Source organism: Streptomyces sp. NPDC002602, assembly GCF_042889445.1.
Taxonomy (GTDB): Bacteria; Actinomycetota; Actinomycetes; order Streptomycetales; family Streptomycetaceae; genus Streptomyces.
Genome location: NZ_JBIAQX010000009.1, coordinates 237,725 through 253,791, shown reverse-complemented (window position 1 = coordinate 253,791; position 16,067 = coordinate 237,725). Strand labels below are relative to the sequence as shown.

Annotated in this window: 16 protein-coding genes and 1 pseudogene; 5 read left to right on the top strand and 12 right to left on the bottom strand. The window is 69.5% G+C overall.

Annotation, left to right across the window (positions count from 1 at the left end):
* The coding region (locus tag ACFYW3_RS24310; protein ID WP_389387300.1) for an Ig-like domain repeat protein at positions 1-1,056 on the top strand (1,056 nt) is incomplete at its 5' end.
* A 676-nt stretch (positions 1,057-1,732) separates the two neighbouring features.
* Here ACFYW3_RS24310 and ACFYW3_RS24305 read toward each other — a convergent pair.
* The 4 genes from ACFYW3_RS24305 to ACFYW3_RS24290 form a co-directional block, all read right to left on the bottom strand.
* Positions 1,733-1,951: a hypothetical protein gene (locus ACFYW3_RS24305; protein WP_351750794.1), complete on the bottom strand. Its 219-nt coding sequence runs from the start codon at positions 1,949-1,951 to the stop codon at positions 1,733-1,735.
* Between the two features lie 39 nt (positions 1,952-1,990).
* Positions 1,991-2,611: an SMI1/KNR4 family protein gene (locus ACFYW3_RS24300; protein WP_351750796.1), complete on the bottom strand. Its 621-nt coding sequence runs from the start codon at positions 2,609-2,611 to the stop codon at positions 1,991-1,993.
* 370 nt (positions 2,612-2,981) lie between these two features.
* Complete coding sequence (locus ACFYW3_RS24295; RefSeq protein ID WP_389387299.1) at positions 2,982-3,899, bottom strand: SigB/SigF/SigG family RNA polymerase sigma factor; 918 nt, start codon at positions 3,897-3,899, stop codon at positions 2,982-2,984.
* 716 nt (positions 3,900-4,615) lie between these two features.
* Positions 4,616-5,470 (bottom strand): class I SAM-dependent methyltransferase, encoded by an 855-nt coding sequence (locus ACFYW3_RS24290; RefSeq protein WP_389387298.1) that lies wholly within the window; start codon positions 5,468-5,470, stop codon positions 4,616-4,618.
* 515 nt (positions 5,471-5,985) lie between these two features.
* On the opposite strand from ACFYW3_RS24290, the gene ACFYW3_RS24285 reads away from it, so the two are divergent.
* From ACFYW3_RS24285 to ACFYW3_RS24275, 3 genes are all read left to right on the top strand, one after another.
* On the top strand, positions 5,986-6,819 hold the full coding sequence (locus tag ACFYW3_RS24285; protein WP_389387297.1) for an alpha/beta fold hydrolase: 834 nt from the start codon (positions 5,986-5,988) through the stop codon (positions 6,817-6,819).
* Positions 6,812-7,423 (top strand): TetR/AcrR family transcriptional regulator, encoded by a 612-nt coding sequence (locus tag ACFYW3_RS24280; RefSeq protein WP_389387296.1) that lies wholly within the window; start codon positions 6,812-6,814, stop codon positions 7,421-7,423. The genes ACFYW3_RS24285 and ACFYW3_RS24280 overlap by 8 nt, the downstream gene beginning before the upstream one ends.
* 62 nt (positions 7,424-7,485) lie before the next feature.
* The gene (locus ACFYW3_RS24275) at positions 7,486-7,920 is read left to right on the top strand and encodes an SRPBCC family protein (protein ID WP_389387295.1); all 435 of its coding nucleotides are present in this window, start codon (positions 7,486-7,488) and stop codon (positions 7,918-7,920) included.
* A gap of 8 nt (positions 7,921-7,928) precedes the next feature.
* On the opposite strand, the gene ACFYW3_RS24270 is transcribed toward ACFYW3_RS24275, so the two are convergent.
* The 3 genes from ACFYW3_RS24270 to ACFYW3_RS24260 are packed head-to-tail and all read right to left on the bottom strand — an operon-like array spanning position 7,929 to position 8,829.
* On the bottom strand, positions 7,929-8,363 hold the full coding sequence (locus ACFYW3_RS24270; protein WP_389387294.1) for a DUF6879 family protein: 435 nt from the start codon (positions 8,361-8,363) through the stop codon (positions 7,929-7,931).
* Positions 8,363-8,626, bottom strand: a complete 264-nt coding sequence (locus ACFYW3_RS24265; protein WP_389387293.1) for a DUF6879 family protein — start codon at positions 8,624-8,626, stop codon at positions 8,363-8,365. The genes ACFYW3_RS24270 and ACFYW3_RS24265 overlap by 1 nt, the downstream gene beginning before the upstream one ends.
* 2 nt (positions 8,627-8,628) lie before the next feature.
* Entirely contained in the window at positions 8,629-8,829 is a 201-nt protein-coding gene (locus tag ACFYW3_RS24260) for a hypothetical protein (RefSeq protein WP_389387292.1), read from the bottom strand.
* A 234-nt stretch (positions 8,830-9,063) separates the two neighbouring features.
* On the opposite strand from ACFYW3_RS24260, the gene ACFYW3_RS24255 reads away from it, so the two are divergent.
* Positions 9,064-9,285, top strand: coding sequence for a hypothetical protein (locus ACFYW3_RS24255; RefSeq protein WP_351750808.1), 222 nt, complete (start codon positions 9,064-9,066; stop codon positions 9,283-9,285).
* 191 nt (positions 9,286-9,476) lie between these two features.
* Here ACFYW3_RS24255 and ACFYW3_RS24250 read toward each other — a convergent pair whose 3' ends face one another.
* The 5 genes and pseudogenes from ACFYW3_RS24250 to ACFYW3_RS24230 form a co-directional block, all read right to left on the bottom strand.
* The gene (locus tag ACFYW3_RS24250) at positions 9,477-12,014 is read right to left on the bottom strand and encodes a hypothetical protein (RefSeq protein ID WP_389387291.1); all 2,538 of its coding nucleotides are present in this window, start codon (positions 12,012-12,014) and stop codon (positions 9,477-9,479) included.
* Positions 12,015-12,136: 122 nt separating this feature from the next.
* Positions 12,137-12,612: pseudogene (locus ACFYW3_RS24245) on the bottom strand (transposase); the annotation flags it as partial.
* 21 nt (positions 12,613-12,633) lie between these two features.
* Entirely contained in the window at positions 12,634-13,539 is a 906-nt protein-coding gene (locus ACFYW3_RS24240) for a helix-turn-helix domain-containing protein (RefSeq protein ID WP_389387290.1), read from the bottom strand.
* A 5-nt stretch (positions 13,540-13,544) separates the two neighbouring features.
* The gene (locus ACFYW3_RS24235; protein ID WP_389387321.1) at positions 13,545-14,354 is read right to left on the bottom strand and encodes an alpha/beta fold hydrolase; all 810 of its coding nucleotides are present in this window, start codon (positions 14,352-14,354) and stop codon (positions 13,545-13,547) included.
* Positions 14,355-15,214: 860 nt separating this feature from the next.
* Positions 15,215-15,919, bottom strand: a complete 705-nt coding sequence (locus tag ACFYW3_RS24230; RefSeq protein ID WP_389387289.1) for a hypothetical protein — start codon at positions 15,917-15,919, stop codon at positions 15,215-15,217.
* Between the last annotated feature and the right edge of the window lie 148 nt (positions 15,920-16,067).

Genomic DNA, 16,067 nt, shown 5'->3' with positions numbered 1-16,067 from the left:
CTCAACACAACAGTGCCACTCAACCCCAGCGGCACGGCATGCGTCACCACCACCAACCTCACCAGCGGCACCGTCACAGCCGTCTACAACGGCAACAACTGCCTCACCTCATCGACCGGCACCACACCGGTAACCGTCAACCAGGCAGCCAGCACCACCACCGTGTCCGTGACCCCCAACCCCTCCGTATGCGGCCAAACCGTCACCGTATGCGCCACCGTCACCGCAGTAGCACCCGGCAGCGGCACCCCCACCGGAACCGTCACCTTCACCGGAGCCGGCCTCAACACAACAGTGCCACTCAACCCCAGCGGCACGGCATGCGTCACCACCACCAACCTCACCAGCGGCACCGTCACAGCCGTCTACAACGGCAACAGCTGCCTCACGCCGTCGACGGGCACGACAGGCGTGACCGTGAACAACGCCCCGACCGCGACCGCGCTCGCCATAACCCCCAACCCCGCGGTCTGCGGCCAGCCGGTGACGTTCTGCGCCACCGTCACGACCACCCCGCCGGGCAGCGGCACCCCCACCGGGACGGTGACCTTCAGCGGTCCCGGCGGCTTCAGCCAGACGGTGGCGCTCAACGCGGGCGGCACGGCCTGCGTCACCACCACCGCAGGCACGAACGGCACGGTCACGGCCGTCTACAACGGAGGCCCCTGCCGCAGTTCCTCCGCCGCCACGGCGAACCTGACCGTGACCACGGCTCCCACGACGCTGACGGCTGCCGCGGCGCAGGTCCGCCTGCGGGTCAACGGCACGTTCGTCATCCCGTCGATGAGCGCCACGCTCAAGGTCACCTCCAGCGCCGCTCCGCTCGCGGGACAACTGGTCACCTTCAGGGCGAACACCCTGCCCGTGCCCACGGTCCTCGGGACCGCGCTCACCAACGCCAGTGGGGTGGCGACACTGGCCCCGCCGATGCTGACGGTTCCCAGCACGGTGATCACGGCGACGACCTACACCGCGTCCTTCGCGGGGACGACCTGCTACCGCTCGTCCTCCGTGACAGCTCCACTGACATCCGTCTTGTTCCCACTCCTTCCCTGACCGCACACCGGTCGCCGCTCCGGGAGCCACGGACCGGGGCAAGGCCGGCTGACCGAGGCGGAGCCACCGCCCCGGTCAGCCGAGACCGTGAAGACACACGTGGTGCATGGGGATGAACCGGGGCGGCGCCGACGAAGCAGTCGGCGCCGCCCCGGCCTGCTGCGCGGACCACCCTGCGCCGGCAGCGCACGGTGGAAGTGTCTCCGGCGGACACCCCGCACCCAGTGACACTCCGGTCCGTACTCGGCGCAGGACGCAGGGACCACGACAGCGGCCCCCAGGCCTGGGTCGACGTGGCGGGGGCTCGGCAGACGACCACGGCCTCTCCCGGCCAGGGTGGCCTGGAAGATCGCCACGCTCCGGCAGGCCGGCGCGCCGCCGGTCAGCAGCGCGCTCGCCTCGTCCGGGCTTCCGTACCGGGCGAGCAGGCGCGCGAGCGGCTCCCGCTTGAACCCCCCGACCCTCGCGTGCGACCACGCCTGCACGATCGCCTCCTCCGCCCGCCCCCAGCGCCCGCCCCCAGCCTTCCGGCAACTGCCGCTGGGCCAGGGGCCGTCCACCAGCCCGTGGCCACGTAGGGAGCGAGAACGTCCAGCGCATCCTGGCGCCCCCGGCCACTGAGCAGTCGCGCCCACTCCAGCGCGCTGAACCATTCCCCGCGACCGGCGTGCAACGCCTAGAAGCTGAGCCGGCCCGCCTCCGGGTCCCACACGAGCAACTCGCCGTCGAGGACCAAGCCGCCCGGCAACTGCTCCTCCGCCGCCGCGACGAGGTCGGGGAACCGGTCTTGGACGAGAGCGCCCCGACGGGTCTGGAGCAGCACCCGTCCGCCCGGCCCGGTAGGAGTGAACAGAATCGCCCGGTGGCCGTCGTCCTCCTCTTCGCCTTGTCTCATGAGACAAGGGCGCTCAGAAGACCTCGGTTCCGAGTCACCTCAACCCTCTGCGACCTGCGACCACGGAGTCCTTCGAGCTCTGGCCCTGGGGCCCCAGGGGGCGCTTGCGACGGTCGCCGGGGAGGTGAGCCCCAAAGCCTTGTTGTCCTTGCCGTCCCGCATGTGGTCCAGCCAACGTTCGTACCAGAAGAGGAAGTCCCGGGCCGAGGAGACGTTCGGGGCCCAGAAGCCGTCCGCGTTACCGGTGAGCATGCGGCCGGTGAGGGGGCCGGTCACGCCGATGAGGCACAGATCTGAGCAGCCCATCTCGACGATTTCGAGGAACAGATCCCCTTGCAGCGCGTCCGGGTGGCTCACGTGATGGAAGCCCCTCGGGGTACCGTCCGGGTGCTGTCGGTCCATGGTGAACAGCCTGCACTCCTCCAGCGGAAGCAGACCGTAGAAGGGGCCGGCACCACTACCCGCGAGTTCGACGAGGAACTTCCGGTAGGCCGGGGGCAGCTCGATGTGGTGTTCGCCCTCAAAAGCGTCCGCCTGCGCGGAGCTGAGGCGCGGACCAACCCGGAACTGGTGACGCCAGGCGCCCGCAGAGTGACTGCGCTGCGCCTGGTACGGGACCTTCGCCAGCTTGGAGCGTATGCGGGATGTGCGGGAGTCCACGGAGGATCTCTTCATTCGACTGCCGCCACTCTACCGGCCCGCCCGAATGAGACGTCTCCAAGTGTCCGGAGAACCGTCGAACTTCTACTCAAAGACCACTCCACCCGCCACGCCGCCGGGGCCGGGGATCGTCTCGGCGGCCCCGGCGAGTATCGGCTCGAAAGGTGGTGCAGGCACCACTTGGGGATGGCCTGCTTCGGGCCTGGAGCCCGACACCAAGGTTCACACAACAGCACCACGCACCGGGACGGCAGGGAGCCCGCCGGCCTGGGCGTCAGGCCCTCGTGCCTTCGAGTAGAGGCGGCGGCTAGGCCGTCTCTTCCGGATCTTGCCTGACCCGCGCCGCCCGGCAAGATCCGAAAGAGACGGCCTAGGCGGCGAGCATTCCGGTGCGCAGTCGGGTCAGGGTGCGGGTGAGGATGCGGGAGACCTGCATTTGGGAGATGCCGAGTTCGGCGCCGATCTCGGCTTGGGTCATCTCGCGCGCGAAGCGCATGTTCAGGATGCGTCGGTCGCGTTCGTCGAGCTGGTGGAGGAGGGGTGCGAGGGTGTGGAAGTCCTCGAAGAGTTCCATGTCGTGGTCGACATCGCCGACGGTTTCGGCGAGGGAGCGGCCCTCGGTGTCGCCGGAGGTGCGCTGCCTGGTGCTCGCCGTTGCGTCGATGGAGGCGCTGGTGTAGCCGTTGGCCGCGACCAGGCCCTCGATGACGTCGTCCTCGCGGAGTTCGAGGTGTTCGGCGAGTTCCTTGACGGTCGGGGCCCGGCCGAAGACCTCGGTCAGCGCTTCCTGGCTCTTGGCGAGTTCGGTGCGCAGTTCCTGCAGTCGGCGTGGGACGTGTACGGCCCAGGTGGTGTCGCGGAAGAATCGCTTGATCTCGCCGGTGATGTACGGGAGGGCGAGGGTGGTGAACTCGACCTCGCGGTCGGGGTCGAAGCGGTCGATGGCCTTGATCAGCCCGATCGTGCCCACCTGGACGATGTCGTCGATGTCGATGCCACCATCCCCGGTACGGCCGCGGAAGCGCCGGGCGGCGAATTGCACCAGCGAGATGTTCATCTCGATCAGCGTGTTCCGCGCGTACTGGTATTCGCGGGTCCCCTCCTCCAGTGACCGCAGCCGGGCCATGAACAGGCGAGAGAGCTCCCGGGCATCCGAGGGGGCCACCTGACGGGCATCGTCGATCTGGGGAAGGTCGTGTACGGGCTGCACGCTCCCGGGTGTGAAAGCCGGCGAGGTCTCCACCGTGTTGTTGGCGGTGGTGTTGGTGATGGTGGCGGTGTGAGACATGGACCCGGTCCTCCCCTGACGTACGACGTTCGCGCGACATGTGCCCCTGAAATCGATGCCCATGCGCGGCGGCTCCAACATTCTTCGACGGTGAGGACGTCGACGCCGGTATCGCGCGGGGCCGGGGCCACACCTCTGGTCTCGGGAGGTCGGGTGTCGCGCACCGGGGCGACCGTCGATCGTTGGAGGCGAGCAGGTCCCCTGCCCCGTCACTACGGACGCCCCGGCTGACCCTGATCGTGGCGTGCGCGGTCGGCAGTCGGCAGTCGGCAGTCGGCAGTCGGCAGTCGGGTGGGGATCGAGCCGGAGAGGGCGACGACGTCGGGGCCGGTGCGGTGGATGCGTGCGACGAGGTGTGGGGTGGGGACGTGGGCGTCGAAATGGTCGACGTGCCGGCCCCGCGGTTTCAGGACTTCGGCGACGAGCCGGACGGTGGGACCAGGGCGACGCTGCCGAAGGCGGCGAGGATGACGCCCTGTCCGGGCATGCTGGTGATCACTTCGAATTGCCGGCGTCCACCGGCCACGCCGACCTGCTCCGCGAATGCATTGGCGGAGCGGGTCGGCGAGTAGCCGTCCGGGAGCCGGATCCGATCCAGCGGGAGGTCCGATTCAGATGAGCGTCTGATCTGGACCCGGTTTCGCTTCGCGCCAGTCGGGCGGTCGCGGCCCCGGACCGGCGTTCCGGCGTTCCGGCGTTCCGTTGTTCCGGTGCGGTCAGCGGGCGGTCAGCGAGTAGGCCGGCAACGGCGTGTTACCGCGCTCCTTCGCCAGGTACCGAAGCACATCCGCCTGGCTCAGTACCAGGTCCCGTACCGTCTTCGGCAACTCGGCCATCCGGTCGACGTTGTCGAGCAGTGCCGCGCAGGCATCCACCTCCCAGTCGCCGTCCTGTAGGGCGGTTGTGTCCACGGCCTGTCCCGGGGCGGGGTGCCAACCTGTCTCCGGGAGGACCCGGAGCAGGCTTTCCTGCGAGAACGGCGTGCGCACGTTGCCCTCGCCCCGAGACCCGCTCGCCTCTATCTGGCCCTGGATCAGGACGGCCAGAAGGTGGGGCAGCTGGTCGGCCGAGCGGGGTGCGAGGTCCCACTCGGCGAAGCACAGGTTCCGGGCCCAGCGGCGAACCCGGGCGAGGGTCTCCCGGAGCGGGTCCAGGGAGGCGAAGTACCAGGAGCAGTGGGCGAGGACCACATGGTCGAACCCGCTGTCCGGGAAGGTGACCGCCTTGTCGAGTACGTCCAGGCCGAAGCGGAAGTCGATGCGGGAGCCCAGCGGCGTCGCTTTGAGGTGCTTCGCCGACTGCCCCAGGGTGACCGGGGCGCCGTACGACGGATCCGCAATGTCGACGGCGACCACCCGGCCCTGTGGGCCGACGGCCTCGGCAAGGACGGCCGTCATGTCGCCCTGTCCGCAGCCGACCTCCAGTACCGACGCTCCGGCCGGGATGTCCCAGCTGGAGACGAGTGCGGCCCGGTAGCGGGTCTGGGACAGCTGGATGCCGGGGCTCATGGCGCCGACGGCCATGGAGGCCGCGATCGAGGGTGCCTTCGCCATCAGATCGGTCTTGTTCACAGGATCCTCCGTCGTGCTCTTCGGGTGCTGCGCGTATCGAGGCCGCGGTTTTGCAGGGCATCACGGTCTTCTACACCCTCGCCCCCGCCGACGGCAGCACGCCATCGACCACGCAGGAAGCCATGGTCCAGTACTCCCGTCGACAGCCCGACGGCACCGTCTGCGGTCCGGACAACCGAGCCGCGTCGGGCACGTCCTCGTGCCCGCGAGCGAAGAAGCCCGATCCCCCGTTTCGCAGGTGGGTCGGCGCCGGAACGGCGCGCTCGTACCCGTACGTCCGGGCTTCCTCCTCCGGGCGGCGAACGATCTGCCGCCGGCCACCTCCAGAAGGCCCTGGACTCTGGCGGCGGCATTCGACGCACCAGGAAGTCCAGCAGGTGGCCCGCGAGGTGGCCCAGGCGCTCGTCCCGCAGTTCCTTCAGCGGGATTGATTGACTTCTTGGCTAACGCTGATAGCTTTTAGCTAATGCCAATAGCCGACAGCCGTCGGGCCTGCTGGCCACATGGAGGTAGTCGTGACCGAGTTCCTGAACGTCAGTGGTGGGACCATCGCCTACGAGGTGAGCGGCGTGGCCGGGCCGCTGGTGGTGGTTGCCCACGGCATGGGCGACAGCCGCGAGGCCTACCGGTTCTTCACTCCCGCCCTGGTGGAAGCGGGGTACCGGGTCGCCGCGGTGGACCTGCGCGGCCACGGTGAGTCCAGCGTCGGGTGGGCGTCCTACACCCGCACCGACCTGGCGGGCGACCTGATCGCCCTGGTGAAGCACCTCGGTGGGCCGGCGGTGCTCGTCGGCCACTCCATTGCCGGCGGTGCGGTCACGATCGCCGCGGCCAAGGCCGCGGAGCTCATCACCGCGGTGGTCGAGCTCGCGCCCTTCACCCGCAAGCAGCAGGTTCGGCTCGGTGACCTGCGGGTGGCCGGATACCGCCGGGGCGCGACCCATCTCATCGGCACCACCATCCTCGGCAGCACCCGGCAGTGGGCCAAGTACCTGGACGTCGCATATCCCGGCTCCAAGCCCGCGGACTTCGACACGCGCATGGGGCAGATCACCGCGATGCTGGAGGAGCCCGGCCGGATGAAGGTCCTGCAGGCGATGGGCAAGATCTCGCCTGCCGATGCCGGTGAGCAACTGGGGAACGTCACCTGCCCGGTCCTCATCGTGCAGGGCACCCTCGACCCCGACTGGGCCTCGCCGCAGGCCGAGGGCGAGGCGATCGTCGCTGACCTGCCGTCCGGTCTGGGCCGGCTGGAGATGATCGAGGGGGCCGGTCACTACCCGCACGTCCAGTTCCCCCGGCAGACCCTCACCGCGGTCCTGACCTTCCTGGCCGGCATCGGTGCCTAGGGCAGGCCTGGACGCGGCCACGATCGCCGCCGCCGCAGCCGAGCTCGCCGACGAGATCGGCTTCGGCGAGCTGACCATGAGCCGGCTGGCCGAGCGGCTCGGGGTGCGCGCCCCGTCGCTCTACAAGCACATCGCCAGCCAGGACGACCTCCACCGGCGCATCGCGGCGCTCGCCTTCGACGAGGCCGCCGACGCGATCGGCGCGGCCATCCAGGGCCGCGCGGGACGCGACGCCCTGGCCGCCGCCGCCGGTGCGCTCCGCGACTTCGTACTCGCCCACCCGGGCCGCTACGCGGCCACCCTCGGCCTCACGCCGACCGGTCCCGACGACCCGATCATGCTCGCCTCCAGACGAGGAATCGGACCCTTCGAAGCGGTACTGCGGGGATACGACATCGACCCACAGGAGATGACCCACGCGCTGCGGGCGGTGCGCAGCGTCTTCCACGGCTTCGCCAACCTGCAGGCATCCGGCGGATTCCAGTGGTCCACCGACGTGGGCGAGAGCTTCGAATATCTCATCGACCTCGTCGACCGTGGCCTTCGCTCCGCCGCGGTCACACACCCCGCCGCGGTCGCAGACCCTGCCGATCATCACCGGTAGACCACTCGCTCGCCGGACTGCCAACCCCTCCTGCCCGCAACCCGTCAGAAGTGGAAACCGTCATGGACGCAGTGCTCACCGCCGTCATCGACATCGACGCCACCCCGGAAGAGGTGTGGAACGTCCTCACCGACTTCGCCACCTACGGCGAGTGGAGCAACTTCTCCGCAGCCGAGGGAACCGCTCACGTGGGAAGCAGACTCACCATGCGCATGCCGGGCATGACCTTCAGGCCCACGGTCACCGTCGCGACAACCGGCCAGGAGTTGCAGTGGACAGGCACGCTCGGCACAAAGCGGCTGTTCCACGGCCGGCACTCCTTCGTCCTCTCCCCCAACCACGACGGCACCACCCGCCTGACCAACCGCGAGGAGTTCTCCGGCACCCTGGTCACCCTGACCCGTCGGTTGCTGAGGACGCCAAAGCACGACGGATACGCCACGTTCAACAACGGCCTCAAGCAGCGGGTGGAAGGACTCACCGACAGCACACGCTGACCACGCCCTCACCTGCCAGGACGACGCGATCTTGCACCCGCGGTCACCGTCCTCGGCGGTGAGTGAAACGCACACTCAGCTTGCCGTTCGAGGACCCAGACGGCGATGCGCACCTCTACCGAACAGGCGGTCTCGGCGGGCGGCCCTGGCGCTCTGAAAGTCCGTACTCGCGCGGATGAACGTACCCACGTCCACACCTCGGTTGAAGGGGATACGAGAGGCCAGGCGCGGTCACGGGCCCGGCAGGCGGCGAGCACGTCGGCAGGGTCGTCGATGACCTCGACGCCGGTCGTGACGTCCTGCTCGTCAATGTGGAAGCGGACCAGGGTTCGGGAGTCGAGCAGCCAGACGTCGTCATCGGGGAGCTGCAGGTACGCGGCTTGCGCGCGTGCGAGTACGCGGATGTCCTCGCCGGCCGACGCGTTCGCCGCGGCGGAAGCCATCAGGAACCGCCGGCCGCCGTGGGCGGCTCGTCGGTGATCCGCACGCGGGAGAACCGGCCGCCCTGCGCGGTCCTCTCTCGGATGTTGACGTGCCACGTGTTGTCAGGTTCCGGCGCCGGGTCGACATCGCGCATGAACGTCTGGAAGCGGGCGCCGGCTCGGTCGGTGGCGTACCCGCGACGGGTCTCCAGCCGGAACGCGGTGTGCTGGAACTCGACGAACAGGTGGGTGGTGATGTCCGCGAAGGGGACCAGGGCGGACACAGTCACCCCTTGGGAGCGAAGCGGGTCAGCGGATCGCGCGGGAAGACGAACGCCTCGTGCTCGCCGACGCCCCGCAACGGGGCGAGGTGCCCCGGGTCGGTGAGGACGTCGCCCTGGACGGCGATGTCACCGGTCTCGACGACCTCGTACAAGGTGGGGCAGTTGCCGTACTCGGACGTGGTGCCGATGAACCTCAGCGTCATGTCGCTCTCGCGATCCTGGCTGGTCGGACAACCAGGATCGCGGGAGCGACACGACGGTGGAGGCTGGTTGCGCGAGATTGTGCGCACAGCCGACGAGCGGACGTGTTGCGCGCAACCGGGCAGACCGCTGGACGCTCCCCGGCGTCACTCGACTGGAGTAATCACGCAGGCCGCGGACACGCCGCGCGGTCATGCTGGAGATCCCAAACGGCCCAACCCTGAGAGGAGTAAGTCATGCGCGTTCGACGACTACTGGGGCTGGCCATCGCAACCCTGGCCTTCACAGGAATGAGCGTCACCGCGTCCTTCGCGGCAGAGGCGGCCGCACCCCAGGTCTCCTGGGCGGACTGCAAGTACGGCGGTGGAAGCCCGGCAAAGCACAGCAGCGGCTACTGGTACTGCACCGGCGGCACCTACGACGGCCAGCGGGTCTACGGCAGCAGCGGCGGCTACTGACCGCGCCCGGCCACGGGTCGTCGGCTCGCCGTCGACAATGCGAGGCGCTCGTGCAGGCGGCCCGATTCGGTCGTGAGCCGGGGCTGACGACCGAACCTCGGCCGTCGGCCCCGGCTCCACCGGGTGGCCCGGGGCGATCGGGGGCCGTTCAGAAGTGCCGCAGTGGCAGTACCGAGGTGCTCCGGTGGGTGTCAGACCTCCGGGGCGCCCGGAGGGAGCAACCGGTCGCGCCGCATGGCGCGTAGGAGCGTACGGCGGATTCGCCCGGAGCTGGAGCCGGAGCGGGTACGACCCGCAGGGTGCGATCCGATGAGGTCCAGCAGTTCCGCGACGACCAGGTCGTAGGCGGGGTCGCAGTAGTAGGAGCTGTGGCCGAGCAACGGGGAGGCTGGACGTCCGTCGGCGGCGATGACATTGCACGGGTCGCGTAGCTGGTACTCGGGGCCGATTCTACGCAGCCAGGAGCCATCGGCGTCGGTGTGTACGGAGGAGGGCGCAGCCTCGCCCCCGGCTCCGATCACCGTCCAGGCGGCCGTGGTTGGAAGTACGGGATCGACAGGTCCGGTTGCCGGGTACGCGAGGACGGGTCCGCCGATCGGATCGCTCCACCGGTGCAGGTTCCGCCAGCGCCCGCCCAACTTCTCCGTATACAGGTCGGCGAGAGTGGTATGGCCGACGTACTCCGGGAAAAGCCGCGCGTACGCGAACATCAACTGGGAGCCGTGGGTCACCAGCGCCGTCCTGCCGCGGTTCGTCTCTCCGACACAGAGCACGGCGGCCACACAGATCAGGCTGCCCTGGCTGTGCCCCGAGAGCACCACCCGCCCCCCGTGGCGGGTCTTGTCGCGGATGCGCTGGGCGAGGGCGAGTACCGCGCGGGCGCCGTACGGGGGCGGCACGATCGGGTGGGTCAGCCGCGGCCAGAAAGCGAGAAGGTCCCACAGGATGCCGACCTGGCGGCGGAGCGACGGACTCTTGAAGGCCCGCATGCCGATGAACGCGAGCCCGGCCGCCAGACCGGTCAGCGCCCAGGCCCCGATGCCCTCGAAGAGGGTGAAGAACTGACGCTGCGTCCCCTCGCGGTAGATGTTGTCGTGCAGCCATCCGGGGCCGGTGTCGAAGCCGGGCAGCACGGCCTTGCCACCGAAGGCGCCCTGCACCAGCGCGGCGGCCACGGCCATGGCGCCGAGGGCGGCCAGGCAGTGCGGCAGCCGGTACTTGAGGCGTCCGCGCCGCCAGGCCACGTCGATCCGACCGACCGTGCGCCGAGGCAGTTGCTCGTCGGGGTAGTCCTGGCGGATGCGGTCGCCGAGCGGCATCCCGAGCCTGCCGAGACGCGGCCACTGGTAGCGGCCGGCCAGGCAGAGGGCGGCCAGGAGGATCACGGGCAGCAGGATCACACCCCAGAGCAGGGCCGTCGTGTGGAAGAGTTCAGGCAGCTCGAGCGGCTGGTTGCGGTCGGTGACCGTCTCGGGATGGCCGAGCAGGCGGGAGAGCTGGATGGCGAACCCGGAGGTGAAGCCGGTCGCAAGCAACACCGCGAGGCCCGCGAGGACGCTCGGCGCCATCCCACCCCACATCCACCGGAACGGCTTGGGGAGGCTTCTCCTGCCGCTGCACCGTAGGCACAGCACAAGGTTGGCGAACAGCAACACGACAAGCAGCAGGGCTGCACCCACGTAGACGGCCTGGAACGCCCAGTCGAAGCCCGTCAGCCGGGTGCTGTGGCGGCCCGGTCTACGGCCGGCCCTACTCCCCCACACCGAGGCGATGACCACGACGCCGACGAACACCAACCAGGTCAGAGCACGCAGCGCCTGGTAGAGGGCGGGCACGGCGTTCGGGTCGGCGGCTACGTCCTTCTCCTTGGCCCCCACGGCGCGGCCGATCGCCGTGACGAGTCCGCACCAGGCGGCGATGCCGGCCGCCACCCAGAACAACACCCACAGGGTGGTGTACGACCAGCCGCGCGCCGGGATGAGACCGGCGACGCTGTGGGTGGTGAGATGGGCGATGAGCATGGTGACGACGGCGAGCGCGGCGGACAAATGCAGCAGCCGAAGCAGCGCGGTGCGGGGCGACGGCGACCAGAAGTGCGCATCCCCCAGATGTGCGGTGGCATCCGCCTCGGCGGATTTGACGACGGTCCCCGGCGCTGGGTGGAGATGGACCTGGGCACTGAAGACGGTGAGTGCCCCGACCACCGCTGCGGGGAACGCGGCTCCGAGCGGCAGCCGCCAGTGCCAGCCGCTCTGACCTACACCGAGGGCGGGCATCTTCTCGGGGAGGCAGGCAGGGGTGCCTCCGCACTGCCAGGCGAAGAGGTCGATGGAGATGAAGGCGACCGCGAGCACCAGAAGGATCGTCAGCACAAGCCCGAGCAGTCGCAGTGCGACAAGCGAGGCCCTACGGGCTGCCCTGACCGGTCTGGTGGGCCGTCTGGTGGGCCCTGAGTCTGTCTTGGCCGGCGCGGGCAAAGTGAACCCTGCGAGGTTGATGACCCCGAAGGGGGCCATCAGCAGCCAGAGCGCCTTGGCGACCGACCCGGAGGTCATGGTCCCCCAGTGGAATGCCTCGCACTGCACCGACTCTTCGTGCGGCAGGCGCCGTTCCCGGAAGAACCGGGCGGTGTCGTCCCCGTCGACCTGCCGGATCTCATGGATCTCGAGAAGGCTCTCGGGGGGCGTCCCGCTGACGCCGTGTACGCGGATCTCCACGCTCTCTGCCATGGAGGCAGCATTTTGCATGACTGGGGTTCGAGCCATCCCGCATTCGGGTGATCTGGGGTCAGGGGAATCCCTCCCCGACATGCTCACCGTGCCGGCGTGACACGTACCGGGTACGGGGTTGTTTGGGTGTGCGTTGTGCCGCGGCCTCTTTGCCGGTCGTAGTAGGTGCGGGAGGCCTGGTCGGCGTTCATGCGGGCGAAGGCGGAGGGGAACATGGCGGGTTTGAGCTGCCGGTTTCCGCCGCGGGTGCGTGTTCGCCGTGGATCGAGGTCCCCGACGACTTCGTCGTGGGAGCGAGGCCGGGGTAGGAGGCTAGGTGGGCGGCGCTGGGAAAACCGGTGCCGTCTCCGACGGCGCGGCGCGCGGTGACCAGCAGAACGGCGGCGGTCCTGACCCCGACTCCGGGCATCGAGGTCAGGGCCTGGTGAAGAGGGTGGGCCTCCTGCAGGGTGCTGATCTGCGCTTCCAGGGCTCGGCGGTGGTCGTGGACCGCGGCGAGTGAGGCGGCCAGGGACGGGATCACGATGTCGAGGGTGCCGGTGCCGGTGCCGGTGCCAGGAACGATGACGGTCTGCTCGTGGAGGGCGTCGAAGACGTTCGTCTCTCGTGGGACCTCGGCTCATTTCGCCGGAACCTGACGGGTCAAAGACGTCGACGGTGTCAGGTCAGCGAACGAGGTCGGCCACGCGACGTCATCGATGGCGAGCCACGGCTCAGCGGCTACGGCGGTGGGGGTCACCCCGGTGAACGCTTTGACCTCGCGGTGGAGGTGGGCCTGATCGACGTAGCCACTTGCGGCCGCGACCTGGGCGGCGGGGTTGCCCGCCGCGAGGAGATGGGCGGCGTGGTCGAAACGCACCAACCGTGCGGCGTGCTTGGGAGTGAGGCCGATCTGGGACCGAAAGCGGGACCACAGGCGCTTACGGCTCCATCCCACCTCGTTCGCCAGGCTGTCGACGCGCACCCGCCCCCGGCTGCTGAGCATCAGCCACCAGGCAGCGGCCACCTCCGGATCGAGCGACGGGCGGGCGCTCATTCGTCGGCCAAGGGCATCCACTGCGATCGTGAACCGCTCGTCCCACGACGCGGCGGCTCGCAGCCTTTCCTCGGCTCGCCCGGCGTCGCGGCCCCAGACATCCTCCAGGGAGACCACCCTCCCGCTGAGGTCGGTCGAAGCGCCGAACACGGCAACCGCCAGGACCGGGGACAACCGGATCTGGAGGCACTCGATCCCCCCGGCCGCCCGGCCTCCGAGCCGAAGGTCACCCGGTACCAGTCCAACGACCGTGCTGCCGCGTTCGCGCCGGCCGCGGGCGTCGTAGACAAGGCTGTCTCCGTCGCTCAGGTCCACGAACAGAGTGACCGAGGGGTGCGCGACCATGTCGATATCCACGCGCGCCGGAGCACGTTGGCGGAACCCGGCCATGCTGACCCCCGGCAGCCGGCCGGGCTGCCGGGGCACGGCGACCTCCACCGACGCCCAGTCAGGTGATTCGGTGGACCTCACGGCACCAGGCCAGGCCATGGGTGTCAGCGGCCCGTCGCTGCGAAGCGCAGCAGCAACTCGCCGGTGGCTTCCGGCGCTTCGAGCATGGGGAAGTGCCCGACGTCGGGCAGTTGCTCGACTCGCGCGTTCGGTACCGTGTCGTAGTGGTGCGCCGAAGACGGATCCCAGCGGCGGTCGGCAGCGCCGAAGATCACGAGAACAGGGACGTCAAGCGCGGTCAGGCGCGCGGGTACGCTCCTCTCGGCGATGTACGCGCCGTTCTGGCGCAGCACCGTCCTGAACGTGCGGTAGCCAATGCCCCGTACCTCGGCGACCATGTCGTCCGGGACGTCCACCGGGCGGTTGCACACCGCGGTCACCCCCCGGCGGAGCATCGCGTCGGAACGGACTCTCCACAAGAGCGGACCGAGCGGCGGGTCGATCAGGACCCGAAGCAGGACGGGCTGCGGAAGGAGCGCGTCGGGACTCGGGCCACTGCTGATCAGTGCGAGCGAACTCACCAGGTCCGGGCGCTGTTCGGCGAGGGCGGTGGCGATGTATCCGCCGCTGGAGTGCCCGGCCACGGTGACCGGACGAAGGCCGAGCTCATCGAGCGCCGCGGCCAGGCCGGCTGCCTGCCCAGGCACGTCGTACGACGGCGCGGGCGCGGACTGACCGTGACCCGGGAGGTCGATCCGGATGACGTGATACCGGCTGGCCAGTGCCGGCACCACCGGGCCCCAGGAGCTGCCCGAGGCCCCCGATCCGTGGATGAGCACCAGCGACGGAGCCTCCCGCGGGCCGTCGTGGACCACGTGCATTCCGTTCAAACGCTTACCGTCGTAGATACCCATACACGGGAGAATGCCTGAGCTGTCGGCCCTCGGTCTTGTACGAATGTCGTCACGACAGGAAACGCATGTCGTGCGGAACTTGCGGCCCTTGGTGATGCCGGACGGCACGGGCAGCGGAATCGGAAGCCGAGCAGGCCGCGGAGGCAGGGCCGGCGGCTCGACCGCGAGGCAGTACGTGAACTCCTCCAACCGCAAGCCCGTGTCCGGCGCGGCGGCGTCCACGGCGTCGTTGCGGGACAGTTCCCGGCCAGCTCCCGGCCCCGGAACCGATCGTCCTCTCCGTCAGGGCCCAGGCCTCGAAGCGCCCGAACGAACAGCCTTCAACCGGTCCCGTTGATCGAACAGCCCGATGCCACGGTCGCCGAGGAAGACGGCTCAGTCCGGCACCACTCGGGCGTGGACACCCCAAGAGGCAGGTTCCGGGCACCCGTTCACCGGCAGCTCCCGCAGCGAGCGGTTCACCGCCACCGACGGCCTGGGCGGCACGGGGTCGTCCTCGAAGCACAGGTCGCTGTCGATCAGGACCGGCATCCGATCCGCTCGGGGATCAACGGCTCGGGTTCGAGTTCCCATGCCTCCCAGCCTCCGGCTTGAAGAAGATCAGTTCCACGGCTCGAGAGCGTAGGGACCACACCCACTTCAGCGACCCGCTCGCCCTGGACAGCGTCCGCGTGAAGGCCGCGCCCGCCGATCACGGCGCAGCTCCGCTGGTGATCGTGGAGGGTACCTTCGCGCTCGCTCTGCCCGAGCTGATCGCCGTTGCCACGCTGACCGTGCATGTCGGCCTCGGGGTGCGGACGCCGCCGCGCTCGCACCCCGTCCCGGTCAGGTCAGGTCGTGTTCGACGGCGCCGGACGCGCTCAGCCGAAGCGGTTGATCTTGGGGAACTTCGCGGTGGTGTCGACGTAGTACTTGCGGACCAGCGGGCCGAAACCGCCCTCCTCGTCGCCGAGGATCATCGACTTGACGACCTCCAGGCTCTTCGCCGGGGTGAACTCCTCCGGCTTCGTCTCGGGCTCCCCCGCGACCAGCGCCTTCCACGCCGCCCGGGACTCCGCCGTGGCGCTGACGTCCGGATCGAGGCCCAGGTAGTAGACGCGGTCGTTGGCGTCCTTCCCGACGGCCAGGAAGACGATCACGTGGAATCCGCTGGTGAACTTGCTCTTGGCCCCGCCCACGTGCTCGGCCGGACCGTTGACGTACACGGCGCGTTCGGACTTGAGGGCCGTGTCGATGCCGTTCCACGCAGCCGAGGCACTGAGCACCGACCCGAGGTCGGCGGGCGTGAAGAGCCCGTCCTTGCCGGGGCTCAGCAGAGCGCCGACCTCCTTGGCGCGCCCCTGGCAGTTGCTGTCCATCATCTTCCCGAACGCGGAATCGACCGGCATCTGCAGCCAGCACGCGAGGCGCTTGAGGCCGATGCTGCCCTCCGTCGCGTCCACCGCCTTCGCGATGCGGTCCCTGATGTCCTTGAGCGCCGGCGTGGGCTTGTCGCCGGCCTGAACGTACGCCTGCTCGATCACGAAGCAACCCCCCGAGTCCGGGCCCCACTTGGACCCCACCATGACGCACGGAGCGTACCCAGGAAGGAGCGGAGCGTGAAGACCCCGGGACGACCAACAACGTGCCACAGTCAGCCGAAACCACACGGCGTGGCCCACGACACTCCAGCGGCACGACCGGCCGGGACCCGATCCGGAAACCTCGGAGGCG